Below are 13,968 nucleotides of genomic sequence, written 5' to 3' on the forward strand. Positions count from 1 at the left end.
CAGTCCCGAGGAACGCCCATGAGTATGTCATCCATACCTTCGCATTCCCCATCCGGTAAGCTCTATGGCTGGGTTGAAAGGATCGGCAATAAAGTGCCACACCCTTTCCTGCTTTTTATCTGGTTGATCGTGGTTTTGATGGTGGCGACAGCCGTGCTGTCCGCCTTAGGGGTGAGCGTGCGCAGCCCGGCCGATGGCAGCATGGTAAGCGTAAAGAACCTGCTGAGCATTGAAGGGTTGCACTGGTTTTTACCAAATGTGATTAAAAACTTCAGCGGTTTTGCGCCGCTGGGCGCCATTCTGGCGCTGGTGCTGGGGGCCGGACTGGCTGAGCGCGTTGGCCTGCTCCCCGCGCTGATGGTGAAAATGGCTTCTCACGTCAGCGCACGCTACGCCAGCTATATGGTGCTGTTTATTGCGTTTTTCAGCCACATCTCTTCTGATGCCGCGCTGGTAATCATGCCGCCGATGGGGGCGCTGATCTTCCTTGCCGTCGGGCGTCACCCCGTGGCGGGTCTGTTGTCGGCAATTGCCGGTGTGGGATGCGGTTTCACTGCCAATCTGCTGATCGTCACCACCGATGTCCTGCTTTCGGGGATTAGCACCGAGGCGGCGAAAACAATCGATGCGGCCATGCACGTCAGCGTGATCGACAACTGGTACTTTATGGCCAGTTCGGTCATCGTCCTGACGCTTGTTGGCGGGCTGATTACCGATAAGATCATCGAGCCGCGGTTAGGGAAATGGGAAGGCCGTAGTGACGAAAAGCTGGAAACGCTGAGCAAAGAGCAACGCTTTGGCCTGCGTGTCGCCGGGATAGTCTCGCTGGTATTTATCGCGATGGTGGCGCTGATGGTAGTGCCGGAGAACGGTATCCTGCGCGACCCGGTGAAACATACCGTCCTGCCCTCGCCGTTTATACAGGGCATTGTGCCGCTGATCATTCTGTTTTTCTTTGTCGTGTCGCTCGCGTATGGCATCGCCACTGGCAAAATCCGCCGCCAGGCCGATCTGCCGCAACTGATGATTGAGCCGATGAAGGAGATGGCGGGCTTTATCGTGATGGTCTTCCCGCTGGCCCAGTTTGTCGCCATGTTTAACTGGAGCAACATGGGCAAATTTATGGCCGTTGGCCTGACCGATGCGCTGGAAGCCGCCGGGTTAAGCGGCGTCCCGGCGTTTGTGGGTCTGGCGCTGCTGTCGTCACTGCTGTGCATGTTTATCGCCAGCGGATCCGCCATCTGGTCGATTCTGGCCCCCATTTTCGTGCCGATGTTTATGATGCTGGGCTTCCATCCGGCCTTTGCGCAGATCCTGTTCCGTATCGCCGACTCCTCGGTGATCCCGCTGGCGCCGGTTTCGCCATTCGTACCGCTGTTTTTGGGCTTCCTGCAGCGCTATAAACCGGAGGCGAAGCTGGGTACCTACTATTCGCTGGTTTTACCCTATCCGCTTATCTTTTTAGGGGTATGGCTGGTGATGCTGGTGGCATGGTATCTTGTCGGCCTGCCGATAGGACCGGGTATCTACCCGAGGCTGAATTAAAGGAAAGAGGATGCTGAGATTACTCGAAGATAAAATTGCAACGCCGCTTGGGCCGCTGTGGGTTATCGCCGACGAGCAGTTCCATCTGCGTGCCGTGGAATGGGAAGAGCACAGCGATCGCATGGAAGAGCTGCTCAACATCCATTACCGCGCCCAGGGTTTTGAGCGTATCAGTGCCACCAATCCAGGTGGGCTGAGCGACAAGCTGGCGGCGTACTTCGAGGGCGATCTCAGCATCATCAATGACCTGCCAACCGCCACGGCCGGTACGCCATTCCAGCGCGAAGTCTGGCAGGCGCTACGCGATATTCCGTGTGGTCAGGTTATGCACTACGGCCAGCTCGCAGAACAGTTAGGCCGCGCGGGCGCGGCGCGGGCGGTGGGTGCCGCGAACGGTTCTAACCCCGTCAGTATCGTGGTGCCCTGCCATCGTGTGATCGGCCGCAACGGCACCATGACCGGCTATGCCGGCGGCGTGCAGCGCAAGGAGTGGTTACTGCGTCACGAAGGGTATCTTTTGCTGTAGTTCCCAGGCTTTTTGTGCTTAATTTTCTACCGGTTAGGCTAAAAATCCATAATCAAGCTGTGGAATTTCAAGAAGATGGCAACACGTTGCCGTCTCTTGTCCTTATTGATGGTTTGCCAGGCTTACGTACTTACCAAAAAGATGTTAAAATTGACCAATATCAATTAAGGCTTGAGCAAACCTATGATCCCAGAAAAGCGAATTATACGACGCATTCAGTCTGGCGGTTGTGCTATCCATTGCCAGGATTGCAGCATCAGCCAGCTCTGTATCCCGTTTACCCTGAATGAGCATGAGCTTGACCAGCTTGATAACATCATCGAGCGTAAAAAGCCTATTCAGAAAGGGCAGACGCTGTTTAAAGCGGGAGACGAACTGAAATCGCTCTATGCTATCCGTTCTGGCACCATCAAAAGCTATACCATCACCGAACAGGGTGATGAGCAGATCACCGGCTTCCATCTGGCAGGCGATCTGGTCGGCTTTGACGCCATCGGTACTGGCCATCACCCGAGCTTTGCGCAGGCGCTGGAAACCTCAATGGTCTGCGAAATCCCGTTTGAAACGCTGGACGATCTGTCAGGCAAAATGCCAAACCTGCGTCAGCAGATGATGCGTCTGATGAGCGGTGAGATCAAAGGCGATCAGGACATGATCCTGCTGCTGTCCAAAAAGAATGCGGAAGAGCGCCTGGCTGCATTTATCTATAACCTCTCCCGCCGTTTCGCCGAACGTGGCTTCTCTCCACGTGAGTTCCGTCTCACCATGACCCGTGGCGATATTGGTAACTACCTGGGCCTGACCGTGGAAACCATCAGCCGTCTGCTTGGCCGTTTCCAGAAAAGCGGCATGCTGGCCGTTAAAGGTAAATACATCACCATCGAAAACGGTGAAGCGCTGGCTGTTCTTGCCGGCCACGCCCGCAACGTGGCATAAACCCCACGAATGATTGATGCCAGGCCGATAAATTTTTATGATTTATTGGTCTGGCAGGTAAGCACACCACTTCCCGCCCCTGCGACAGACATCCCCCGCTCCTGAAAGGTTCTCGTTGAGGTTAAATTGAGAGAAAGTTTATTTTTCGTTTCAGTTGTTATTGCCTCCGTGACCTTCCTCTTCATCTGGATCATGCTTGTCGGCCCAATGAAGGGAGAGGAAAAAACCTACGTTCAGGACTCCACCACGTTTGCCATCGTGGTGATGGTGCTGCTGTTGATCGCGTTTATCGCGGTGACAACGACGGTGCTATTCTTCTGAGATATTTTCATGAATTATTGATCTGGCAAAACCTTACCTCTGTTTCATTCAGGATATATAGGTTACTCTTTTAATTACAGACTGTGGTGACAGTAGTAAGGAGACCTGTATGGCAAAGTATCAAAACATGCTGGTAGCTATCGATCCTAATCAGGACGATCAGCCGGCATTACGACGTGCTGTGTATTTACATCAACGGATTGGTGGCAAAATCAAAGCGTTTTTGCCGATCTATGACTTCTCGTATGAGATGACCACCCTTCTGTCGCCTGACGAGCGTACCGCTATGCGTCAGGGAGTGATCAGCCAACGTACCGCGTGGATCCGCGAACAGGCGAAGTACTACCTGGAAGCGGGTGTGCCTATCGATATTAAAGTGGTCTGGCATAACCGCCCCTTTGAAGCGATTATCCAGGAGGTGGTCGCCGGTGGGCACGATCTGCTGCTGAAAATGGCGCACCAGCACGACAAGCTGGAATCCGTGATTTTCACGCCGACAGACTGGCACTTGCTGCGTAAATGCCCGTGCCCGGTCTGGATGGTGAAAGATCAGCCGTGGCCTGAAGGCGGCAAAGCCGTCGTGGCAGTAAACCTGGCAAGCGAAGAGGATTATCACAATTCGCTGAATGAAAAGCTGGTCAAAGAGACGCTGCTGCTTGCCGAGCAGGTTAACCACACCGAAGTGCATCTGGTCGGCGCTTACCCGGTTACCCCTATCAATATTGCCATCGAACTGCCTGAATTTGATCCGAGCGTATATAACGACGCGATCCGCGGACAGCACCTGCTGGCCATGAAAGCGTTGCGCCAGAAGTTCAGCATTGATGAGAACATGACGCATGTCGAGAAAGGGTTGCCTGAAGAGGTGATCCCGGATTTAGCCGAACATCTGCAGGCAGGGATTGTGGTGCTGGGCACCATTGGACGGACCGGTATTTCTGCCGCGTTCCTGGGCAATACCGCGGAACAGGTGATTGACCATCTGCGCTGCGACCTGCTGGTCATTAAGCCGGATGAGTACCAGACGCCGGTTGAGCTGGATGACCCGGAAGACGATTAACGTCAATCTACTCGCCCGCCTCCCCGGCGGGCTTTTCTTATCAGCTCTCGATCGCTGTCTGTGTCTCTTCAGTTGATCGATCCTGCATCCACGGTGCGTGCAACACCATGCTGGGCAGCGCCAGCTTAATCTCCTGGGCGTTCAGCCCTTCGAGAATACGGATATTAATCTCCTGCTGGATATCCATATATTTGTTGTAATCCGCCGTATTGACAATATGAACCACTTCAAACGTCAGGCGGTCACGGTCAAACCCGAGGAAATGGGCGCGATCGAACTTTGTCTCACCCACATCGGTAATGATCTGCCTGACCATATCCCCCACATAGCGCAGCTTTTCAGGCGGCGTGTCGCTGGCGACGCCAAACGTGAAGACGATGCGACGGGTCTGCATACGTTTATAGTTGTGAAGCGTCTGCTGAAGCAAAATGGCGTTACCGCAAACGATCTGCTCCCCGCTCAGGCTACGAATACGGGTCGTTTTTAAGCCTATGTGTTCCACCGTTCCCGCCACGTCGTTGAACACTACGAAATCACCAATTTCAAACGGTTTATCAAAGCCGATAGAAAGCGAAGCGAAGACGTCGCTCAGAATGGTTTGTACGGCGAGGGCGATAGCAATACCCCCTACCCCCAGGCTTGCCACCAGCGCGGTGATGTTGACGCCCGCGTTAGCGAGAATCGACAGCAGCATCACAGACCAGACGATAGCGCGAAGGATAAGACCGGTGATCACCAGGGTAACCGGATTTTTATGACTGCCGGGGGCCAGCATAACGTGTCGCAGCCACGACACCACGCCCTGATCCAGCCAGAGCGCCACCTGTATCGCGAAGACCAGGAACCAGGCGTGGCTTACGGTGCTAAAGAGCCGGTCGGGTAAGTCAACAAAACGCAGGCTGATGAGCAGCGCCACGACAAAAAGCAGGAATCGACTGGTGCGGTTAAGCATATCGGTCAGGATAAAACGCATCCTGTTTGTGGTTGGGTGCTTATCTCCCCAGGTTGTGATCCCTCTCTTAACGAATGCGATCAGGCGCGTCAGAAGCCAGTAGACCAGCAGCGTCACAACGATAACCGTGGCGACGCTTACCCAGAATGTCGGCGTCATCATCAGCTCCAGGATGTCGAAGCGGGACAAAAATTGCATTTCACCTCCTCGTAGTACACAAAGGGTAAAGTATAGACAGAGGAGAAACGCTGACCGCAGAAATAAGAAAACCGCCCCGAAGAGCGGTTTTTGAGGAGAACGCGAATTACAGTGCTTTCAGGATCGCATCCACACTGGCTTTGGCATCGCCAAACAGCATGTGGGTGTTCTCTTTGAAGAACAGCGGGTTCTGAACGCCAGCGTAGCCGGTGTTCATGGAACGTTTGAAGACAATCACGTTCTGCGCCTTCCACACTTCCAGAACCGGCATCCCGGCGATTGGGCTGCGTGGATCGTCCTGCGCCGCCGGGTTAACGGTGTCGTTGGCGCCAATGACCAGCACGGTGTCGGTGTCGGCGAAATCATCGTTGATCTCGTCCATCTCCAGCACGATGTCGTAAGGCACTTTCGCTTCTGCCAGGAGCACGTTCATGTGGCCTGGCAGACGCCCCGCTACCGGGTGGATGCCAAAGCGCACCTTGATGCCGCGCGCGCGCAGCTTCTCGGTGATTTCAGCGACCGGATACTGCGCCTGCGCCACCGCCATGCCATAGCCTGGGGTGATGATGACCGAGTGCGAGTTTTTCAGCATCTCTGCCGTATCTTCTGCGCTGATCTCACGGTGCTCGCCCACTTCTTCGTCAGAACCGGTCGAGGAGCCGTCAGAGCCAAAACCACCGGCGATAACGCTGATGAATGAGCGGTTCATCGCCTTACACATGATGTAGGACAGAATCGCACCGGAAGAGCCCACCAGCGCACCGGTGACAATCAACAGGTCGTTGCTCAGCATAAAGCCAGCCGCTGCCGCCGCCCAACCGGAGTAGGAGTTCAGCATCGACACCACAACCGGCATATCAGCCCCACCGATGGAGGCCACCAGGTGCCAGCCGAACGCCAGCGCAATGATGGTCATCACCAGTAACGCCAGCACCTGCAGACCTACGCTTTCGGTACGCACAAAGACCACCAGCAGCACAAAGGAGACCACCAGCGCCGCCAGATTCAGCTTATGACGATTTGGCAGCATCAGCGGCTTGGAGGAGATCTTACCGCGCAGCTTACCGAACGCCACAATCGAGCCGGTGAAGGTCACTGCACCGATGAAGATGCCCAGGAATACTTCGGTCAGATGAATGTTGACCAGAATCGGCTCCATGCCCGGTTCGTGGTACAGATAGCTGTTAAAGCCCACCAGCACCGCCGCCAGACCGACAAAGCTGTGCAGGATCGCCACCAGCTCCGGCATTTCGGTCATTTCAACGCGTTTTGCCAGACGAATACCGATCGCCCCGCCGATGATCATCGCCACCAGGATCCAGGCAACGTTGCCGGTATCGGGTCCGAAAATAGTGGCAATCAGCGCAATCGCCATCCCGGCGATACCAAAGTTATTACCCTGCTGAGACGTTTCGTGTTTGGAAAGTCCCGCCAGACTGAAAATAAACAGGATTGCAGCAACAATGTATGCGGCTGTCACTAATCCTCCAGACATATGCTACCCCTTAGCCTTTACGAAACATTTTCAGCATGCGCTGAGTCACGGTGAAACCACCGAAAATATTGATACTGGCGATCAGCACCGCGATAAAGCTCAGGAAGCTAATCCAGCCGCCGTGACCAATCTGCAGTAACGCCCCGACCACGATGATCCCGGAGATGGCGTTAGTGACCGACATCAATGGCGTGTGTAGTGCATGGGAGACATTCCAGACCACGTAGTAACCCACCACGCAGGAGAGCGCGAAGACGGTAAAGTGGCCGAGGAACTCTTTTGGCGCGACATCGGCCAGCCAGCCAAACAGAATAATCGCCAGCGCCATGAGCGCATATTTACGCCACGGAGACGCCGGTTTAGCAGGCTCTGTTGGTTCTGGCGCCGCTTTCGGTGCAGCCTGAGGCTGGGCGGAAACCTGAATCGGTGGCGCAGGCCAGGTGATTTCGCCTTCACGCACCACGGTCACGCCGCGTACAACCACATCGTCAAAATCAACGGTGATGTTGCCATCTTTCTCTTTGCAGAGCAGTTTCAGCAGGTTAACGAGGTTAGTACCGTACAGCTGGGAAGACTGCGTGGGCAGACGGCCCGGCAGATCCGTATAACCAATCACCTTCACCCCGTTGGCGGTCGTGGATACCTGGTTCGGCACGGTATATTCACAGTTACCGCCGTTTTGCGCGGCCAGGTCGACAATCACGCTGCCCGGCTTCATGGTGTCCACCATCTCACGGGTGATCAGCTTCGGTGCCGGTTTACCCGGGATCAGCGCGGTGGTGACAATAATGTCCACCTCTTTTGCCTGCGCGGCAAAGAGTTCCATTTCCGCTTTGATAAAGGCTTCGGACATCACCTTCGCATAACCATCACCGCTGCCCGCTTCTTCCTTGAAGTCCAGCTCAAGGAACTCGGCGCCCATACTCTGCACCTGCTCCTTCACTTCCGGGCGGGTGTCAAAGGCGCGGACGATAGCGCCCAGGCTGTTTGCCGCACCGATAGCCGCCAGGCCTGCCACACCGGCACCAATCACCATCACTTTTGCCGGAGGCACTTTGCCTGCCGCCGTGATCTGACCGGTGAAGAAACGGCCGAATTCATGGGCGGCTTCGACGATTGCACGGTAACCGGCGATGTTCGCCATTGAACTCAGGGCATCCAGAGACTGCGCGCGCGAAATACGCGGCACGGAGTCCATCGCCATTACCGTCACGCCACGTGCCGCCAGCTTCTCCATCAGCTCTGGGTTTTGAGCAGGCCAGATAAAACTCACCAGCGTGGTGCCCGGGTTCAGCAGCTCAATCTCGCTCTCTTGCGGCGCATTCACCTTCAGAATAACGGGTGATTGCCAGACTTCAGCACCGTCCACCACGTCCGCACCAGCCTGAATAAAGGCCTCGTCATCGAAACTCGCCAGTTTGCCCGCGCCGCTTTCAATGGCGACGGTAAAACCCAGTTTAAGCAGTTGCTCCACCGTTTTTGGTGTCGCCGCTACGCGGGTTTCATTGGCAAACCGTTCTTTTGGTACCCCAATACGCATAGTTTTCCCTTCCATCGGTTTTTGATGATGGTTTATCGATAAATGCCCGCAGTTGCATCAAATTTCGCCATCCTTAGAGCGGCGGCAAATGAGTAACCCCGGAAAATAAAACAGTAACAAACTTTCTATAACCTACTGAAAATAGCGCCTGCGATCTACCGCCTGAAAACACTATTTCTTACATTATCTGTGAAAAATAAGCGATCGGCCTCGCTGACAGAGATATTTACCTTAAATTCATCCTCAGAACCGATAAATCGCGCAAGCGAAGCGGTAAAAACATGATATAGCGCCATATGAGATCAACTTATTAACATTAAATTAACTTGTAAAAGTCATATGCTTTATCACTTTTGCTTGTCAAACGCCTGTTTTTTCAACATATCACTAAATGTTATCGAATCAGATCCTTCGGTGAGCACAGGCTGTGAAAAATGGCGCAGACAGCAACAGGTTTTAAATGCCATAATCGGGACCGTCTCAAATTAACAACAATACCAGTACATGGTTTGCGCAAGGCGAAGGATTATTTTTATGAAGCTTAAGAACACACTCCTGGCGTCCGCACTTCTTTCCGCGACCGCCCTGTCTGCGAATGCCGCGACAGAGTTAACGCCGGAGCAAGCGGCAGCGTTAAAACCTTTTGACCATACGGTCATTGTGGGTCGTTACAACTCTATTGGCGATGCCGTTACCGCCGCATCAAAAGCCGCTGATAAAAACGGCGCAGCGTCGTTTTACGTGCTTGACCAGTCCGATCAAGGCAATAGCGGTAACCAGCGCGTGACCATTGCGCTGTACAAAGAGAATGCGCCAAAAGCTGACGCGCCGAAAAACCGCGTGATCAACGGCGTCGTTGAACTGCCTAAAGATCAGGCGATTGAGCTGGAACCGTATGACACCGTTACCGTTCAGGGCTTCTACCGCAGCCAGCCAGAAGTGAACGATGCCATCACCAAAGCCGCGAAACAGAAAGGGGCTTACTCGTTCTACATCGTGCGTCAGGTAGATGCTAACCAGGGTGGCAACCAGCGTATTACCGCGTTCATCTATAAAGAAGATGCGAAAAAACGCGTTCTGCAAAGCCCGGATGCCATCCCTGCTGATTCAGAAGCCGGTCGCGCAGCGTTAGCGAAAGGCGGCGAAGAAGCGAAGAAAGTCGAAATTCCAGGCGTAGCAACCTCCGCAGCGCCAAGCGCTGAAGTGGGCCGTTTCTTTGAGACGCAATCCACGAAAGGTGGCCGTTACTCCGTTACCCTGCCAGACGGCACCAAAGTTGAAGAGCTGAACAACGCCACGGCTGCGCAGATGGTGCCGTTCGACAGCATCAAGTTTACCGGCAACTACGGCAATATGACGGAAGTCTCTTATCAGGTCGCGAAGCGTGCGGCGAAGAAAGGGGCGAAGTACTACCACATCACCCGCCAGTGGCAGGAACGTGGTAACAATGTGACCATCAGCGCCGATCTGTACAAGTAACAAAACTCTTCATTAAAGGCGGCTCAATGCCGCCTTTTTTTGTTACTTTTTTTGAATTTCTGCTACACATCATTGCATGCGTTCGTGACACTCCGTAAAATCCCGCGCCTTAGTGTGATCCACCATTTTTATGCGCCTGTGCGAAATAATTATTCTGGATTTGGACCTTTCATAACAGGAAGCCAATGGAAAAGAAACTTGGCCTGAGTGCTTTAACTGCACTCGTTTTAAGCTCAATGCTGGGTGCGGGGGTATTCAGTTTACCGCAGAATATGGCGGCCGTCGCAAGCCCGGCCGCACTGCTGATTGGCTGGGGGATTACCGGCGTTGGCATTTTGCTGCTGGCCTTCGCTATGCTGCTGCTGACCCGTATTCGTCCCGATCTTGATGGCGGTATTTTCACCTACGCGCGGGCCGGTTTTGGGGAACTGATTGGCTTCTGTTCCGCGTGGGGTTACTGGCTATGTGCGGTGATCGCTAACGTCTCCTATCTGGTTATTGTCTTCTCGGCGCTCAGTTTCTTTACCGATACGCCCGAGCTGCGTCTTTTTGGTGACGGCAACACCTGGCAGTCGATTGTCGGGGCGTCGGTGCTGCTGTGGGTCGTACACTGGCTCATTTTGCGCGGCGTCCAGACGGCGGCAAGCATTAACCTGGTGGCGACGTTGGCCAAACTGGTTCCGCTCGGGCTGTTTATCGTGCTGGCGTTTATGGCATTCCGTCTGGATGTATTTAAACTCGATTTCACTGGCCTTGCGCTTGGCGTCCCCGTCTGGGAGCAGGTGAAAAACACCATGCTGATCACCCTGTGGGTTTTCATTGGTGTTGAAGGTGCGGTGGTGGTCTCTGCCCGCGCGCGCAACAAGCGCGACGTCGGACGCGCCACGCTGCTGGCGGTGCTGGCGGCCCTCGGTGTCTATCTGCTGGTGACGCTGCTGTCGCTGGGTGTGGTGGCTCGTCCTGAACTGGCCGAAATGCGTAACCCATCCATGGCCGGTCTGATGGTGAAAATGCTCGGTAGCTGGGGCGATGTGGTCATTGCCGCGGGGCTGATTATCTCCGTCTGCGGGGCTTATCTGAGCTGGACCATCATGGCGGCAGAAGTGCCTTTCCTGGCTGCCACGCACAAAGCGTTTCCACGTCTGTTTGCCCGTCAGAATAAAAACAGTGCGCCGTCAGCGTCGCTCTGGCTGACGAATATCAGCGTTCAGGTCTGCCTGGTGCTGATCTGGCTCACAGGTTCGGACTATAACACCCTGCTGACCATCGCCTCGGAGATGATTCTGGTACCCTATTTCTTAGTGGGTGCGTATCTGTTAAAAATCGCCACCCGCCCGGCGCATTATGCGGTGGGGATCGGCGCCTGTATTTACGGCTTGTGGTTGTTGTATGCTTCCGGGCCTATGCACCTGCTGCTGTCGGTGGTGTTGTATGCGCCGGGCCTGCTGGTGTTTATCTATGCCCGCCGTACTCATCAGCTGGAGAACGCGCTTAAACGCCGCGAAATGGCCCTCATCGGGCTGTTACTGGTTGCTGCCGTACCGGCAACCTGGATGTTAATGGGATAACCCTGCGTTTCCCATTGTTGAACTGAAGAGGAGAATACGATGGGAACTGCGCAGCATCGCCCAATACTGATCACCGGTGGAGGCCGTCGTATCGGCCTCGCCCTCGCCCATCACTTTCTCAACCTTCGCCACCCGGTCATTGTCAGTTACCGCACGGAATACCCCTCGATAGACGGGCTACGAAAAGCGGGGGCAACCTGTATTCAGGCTGATTTCTCCACCGACGACGGCATTCTTGCCTTTGCGGATAAGGTCAAATCAACGACCCACGGTCTGCGGGCGATTATCCATAACGCCAGCGCATGGCTTGCAGAAAAACCCGGTACGTCGCTCAGCGAAACGCTCGCCTGTATGCTGCAGATCCACGTCAATGCCCCCTATTTGCTTAACCATGCCCTACAGGATCTGCTGCGCGGCCACGGCCATGCCGCGGGTGACATTATTCATTTCACCGATTATGTGGTGGAGCGCGGGAGCGACAAACACATCGCTTATGCGGCGAGTAAAGCCGCACTGGATAACATGACGCGTTCATTTGCCCGCAAGCTGGCACCAGAGGTCAAGGTGAACGCCATCGCCCCGGCGATGATTTTATTCAATGAGGGCGATGATGCCGAGTATCGTCAGCAGGCGCTGAATAAATCCCTGATGAAAATCGCCCCTGGCGAGAAAGAGGTGATCGACCTTATCGATTATCTGCTCACCAGCTGTTACGTCACCGGCAGAACCTTTGCCGTGGACGGCGGGCGACCGCTGCGCTAGTGATAGCGGCTCCAGAAGAAAATCAGCACCCAGGCGCTGAGCCCCCAGCAGACCACCGCCCCGCCCAGCGCCAGGGGAAGCCGCAGAAAGCCCGTGAAATACCACAAGGACAACAGGTAGAGAAAGTAAGGGATGATTGACCACATGCCAAACACAATGGTGGTGCGCAACGCCTCAGTGCCGCGTTACGAGGCGACAATGTAGTGTGCAATGAGCGCAAACGTCGGGAAGAGCGGAATCAGCCCGGCAATGTAGTAATTTTTGGTTTTTGCCAGTACGCCAATCAATAACACCACCAGCGCGCCCAGCGCGGCTTTTATCGCCAGCCCCATGCTTTTTCCTATAACAATCAAGTAACAATAAGAGCCAGAATAACGGAACTGACGTTAATTTTGAAAGATTAATGGAAGGTTAAGGTTACGCGGTGTATGTTGGCATTTTTCGCGATAACAGACGTTGTATGAATAAGATTGTTTATGTAGAAGATGAGCCCGAAGTGGGACAATTGATCGCCGCTTATCTGGGTAAACATGATATGGACGTTATTGTTGAGCCACGTGGCGATCGCGCCGAAGAGGTCGTAGTGCGTGAAAACCCGGATCTGGTGCTGCTGGATATCATGTTGCCCGGCAAAGACGGGATGACGCTGTGCCGCGACCTGCGGGCTCAGTGGGATGGCCCTATCGTGCTGCTGACCTCACTGGACAGCGACATGAACCATATTCTGTCGCTGGAGATGGGGGCCAATGACTACATTCTTAAAACCACGCCGCCTGCCGTTCTGCTCGCCCGTCTGCGCCTGCATTTGCGCCAGCATGCCAGCAGTGAACGCGAGGTGCCGGCGCAGTCCCTGATGCCGCATAAAGCGATGCGGTTTGGCACGTTATCCATCGATCCGGTTAACCGCCAGGTCCTGCTTTCCGGTGAGCTTATCGCGCTCTCTACCGCCGATTTTGACCTGCTCTGGGAGCTGGCCACCCATGCGGGGCAGATTATGGACCGTGACGCGTTGCTGAAAAACCTGCGCGGCGTAAGTTACGATGGAATGGATCGCAGTGTTGACGTGGCTATTTCGCGACTGCGCAAGAAACTGCAGGACAACGCCACCGAGCCGTACCGCATCAAAACCGTGCGTAACAAGGGTTATCTGTTCGCCCCGCACGCCTGGGAAACCTGATCGCGTTAGCAAAATAGCATAGCCTGCGCGAAATGAAGGCATTACATGACAATGCCCTTTCTTTCGCGCGTTAATTTGCCCGTTGGCGCAACAATTAACTTGCTAAGCCAGCGAACTAATCCATAATTACTTTTCCTGCATTCCTTCTTGAGCTCGCACCGGGCCCGCCACATAAACGTTTTTATCGCGACGCTCTCGCTACCTCTCTCCCATAAAATCTTGAAATGAGGATTTAAGCCTATGACATATGTATAGCTACCATGACGTAGAACCATCAAAACCAATCTTGAATGGATTGTTAATCAGGCAACGCTTAACCAAGCCTCCCCCACGCGTGCCGACCAAAAAGCCCTCTTTGATCTTCTGGAACTGATTCAGTCTTACGAAATATTGTTGGATTTAATTAACG

General features: G+C 54.2%; 12 protein-coding genes and 1 pseudogene. 9 read left to right on the forward strand and 4 right to left on the reverse strand.

What is annotated here, in order from left to right:
• The first annotated feature begins 18 nt into the window (after nucleotides 1–18).
• The 5 genes from abgT to uspE all read left to right on the forward strand — a co-directional run bounded on the left by abgT (nucleotide 19) and on the right by uspE (nucleotide 4,388).
• Entirely contained in the window at nucleotides 19–1,545 is a 1,527-nt protein-coding gene (gene abgT / locus AX755_RS18150) for a p-aminobenzoyl-glutamate transporter (RefSeq protein WP_020688271.1), read from the forward strand.
• 10 nt (nucleotides 1,546–1,555) lie between these two features.
• Complete coding sequence (gene ogt / locus AX755_RS18155; protein ID WP_013096864.1) at nucleotides 1,556–2,071, forward strand: methylated-DNA--[protein]-cysteine S-methyltransferase; 516 nt, start codon at nucleotides 1,556–1,558, stop codon at nucleotides 2,069–2,071.
• Nucleotides 2,072–2,254: 183 nt separating this feature from the next.
• Nucleotides 2,255–3,007: a fumarate/nitrate reduction transcriptional regulator Fnr gene (gene fnr, locus AX755_RS18160; protein WP_006174991.1), complete on the forward strand. Its 753-nt coding sequence runs from the start codon at nucleotides 2,255–2,257 to the stop codon at nucleotides 3,005–3,007.
• A 126-nt stretch (nucleotides 3,008–3,133) separates the two neighbouring features.
• Nucleotides 3,134–3,328 carry a hypothetical protein gene (locus AX755_RS18165; protein ID WP_013096865.1) on the forward strand — a complete coding sequence of 65 codons (195 nt, stop codon included), beginning with the start codon at nucleotides 3,134–3,136 and terminating at the stop codon, nucleotides 3,326–3,328.
• 109 nt (nucleotides 3,329–3,437) lie between these two features.
• Entirely contained in the window at nucleotides 3,438–4,388 is a 951-nt protein-coding gene (gene uspE / locus AX755_RS18170; protein ID WP_013096866.1) for a universal stress protein UspE, read from the forward strand.
• 40 nt (nucleotides 4,389–4,428) lie between these two features.
• Here the strand turns inward: uspE and AX755_RS18175 are convergent, their stop codons facing one another.
• From AX755_RS18175 to pntA, 3 genes are all read right to left on the reverse strand, one after another.
• Entirely contained in the window at nucleotides 4,429–5,538 is a 1,110-nt protein-coding gene (locus AX755_RS18175; RefSeq protein WP_013096867.1) for a mechanosensitive ion channel family protein, read from the reverse strand.
• A 106-nt stretch (nucleotides 5,539–5,644) separates the two neighbouring features.
• On the reverse strand, nucleotides 5,645–7,033 hold the full coding sequence (pntB, locus tag AX755_RS18180; protein ID WP_013096868.1) for a Re/Si-specific NAD(P)(+) transhydrogenase subunit beta: 1,389 nt from the start codon (nucleotides 7,031–7,033) through the stop codon (nucleotides 5,645–5,647).
• Nucleotides 7,034–7,043: 10 nt separating this feature from the next.
• Nucleotides 7,044–8,573: a Re/Si-specific NAD(P)(+) transhydrogenase subunit alpha gene (gene pntA, locus AX755_RS18185; RefSeq protein WP_020688274.1), complete on the reverse strand. Its 1,530-nt coding sequence runs from the start codon at nucleotides 8,571–8,573 to the stop codon at nucleotides 7,044–7,046.
• A 534-nt stretch (nucleotides 8,574–9,107) separates the two neighbouring features.
• On the opposite strand from pntA, the gene ydgH reads away from it, so the two are divergent.
• From ydgH to folM, 3 genes are all read left to right on the forward strand, one after another.
• Nucleotides 9,108–10,052, forward strand: a complete 945-nt coding sequence (gene ydgH, locus AX755_RS18190; protein ID WP_047023670.1) for a DUF1471 family protein YdgH — start codon at nucleotides 9,108–9,110, stop codon at nucleotides 10,050–10,052.
• A gap of 185 nt (nucleotides 10,053–10,237) precedes the next feature.
• On the forward strand, nucleotides 10,238–11,620 hold the full coding sequence (locus AX755_RS18195; protein WP_013096871.1) for an amino acid permease: 1,383 nt from the start codon (nucleotides 10,238–10,240) through the stop codon (nucleotides 11,618–11,620).
• A 39-nt stretch (nucleotides 11,621–11,659) separates the two neighbouring features.
• A complete protein-coding gene (gene folM, locus AX755_RS18200; protein WP_013096872.1) occupies nucleotides 11,660–12,382 on the forward strand; it encodes a dihydromonapterin reductase in 723 nt (240 codons plus the stop codon).
• Here the strand turns inward: folM and AX755_RS18205 are convergent.
• Nucleotides 12,379–12,714, reverse strand: a pseudogene (locus AX755_RS18205) (GlpM family protein). The gene folM and the pseudogene AX755_RS18205 overlap by 4 nt on opposite strands.
• Before the next feature lie 128 nt (nucleotides 12,715–12,842).
• Between AX755_RS18205 and rstA the strand changes: the two are divergent.
• Nucleotides 12,843–13,559, forward strand: coding sequence for a two-component system response regulator RstA (gene rstA / locus AX755_RS18210; RefSeq protein ID WP_013096874.1), 717 nt, complete (start codon nucleotides 12,843–12,845; stop codon nucleotides 13,557–13,559).
• The last annotated feature ends 409 nt before the right edge of the window (nucleotides 13,560–13,968 follow it).

This window comes from Enterobacter sp. SENG-6 (assembly GCF_001605945.1).
In the GTDB taxonomy this organism is placed as follows: domain Bacteria; phylum Pseudomonadota; class Gammaproteobacteria; order Enterobacterales; family Enterobacteriaceae; genus Enterobacter; species Enterobacter cloacae.

Bases quoted from the DNA above. Each gene is read 5' to 3' on its own strand.
- abgT (WP_020688271.1), top strand. From the start codon at position 19: ATGAGTATGTCATCCATACCTTCGCATTCCCCATCCGGTAAGCTCTAT.
- ogt (WP_013096864.1), top strand. From the start codon at position 1,556: ATGCTGAGATTACTCGAAGATAAAATTGCAACGCCGCTTGGGCCGCTG.
- fnr (WP_006174991.1), top strand. From the start codon at position 2,255: ATGATCCCAGAAAAGCGAATTATACGACGCATTCAGTCTGGCGGTTGT.
- uspE (WP_013096866.1), top strand. From the start codon at position 3,438: ATGGCAAAGTATCAAAACATGCTGGTAGCTATCGATCCTAATCAGGAC.
- AX755_RS18175 (WP_013096867.1), bottom strand. From the start codon at position 5,538: ATGCAATTTTTGTCCCGCTTCGACATCCTGGAGCTGATGATGACGCCG.
- pntB (WP_013096868.1), bottom strand. From the start codon at position 7,033: ATGTCTGGAGGATTAGTGACAGCCGCATACATTGTTGCTGCAATCCTG.
- pntA (WP_020688274.1), bottom strand. From the start codon at position 8,573: ATGCGTATTGGGGTACCAAAAGAACGGTTTGCCAATGAAACCCGCGTA.
- ydgH (WP_047023670.1), top strand. From the start codon at position 9,108: ATGAAGCTTAAGAACACACTCCTGGCGTCCGCACTTCTTTCCGCGACC.
- AX755_RS18195 (WP_013096871.1), top strand. From the start codon at position 10,238: ATGGAAAAGAAACTTGGCCTGAGTGCTTTAACTGCACTCGTTTTAAGC.
- folM (WP_013096872.1), top strand. From the start codon at position 11,660: ATGGGAACTGCGCAGCATCGCCCAATACTGATCACCGGTGGAGGCCGT.
- rstA (WP_013096874.1), top strand. From the start codon at position 12,843: ATGAATAAGATTGTTTATGTAGAAGATGAGCCCGAAGTGGGACAATTG.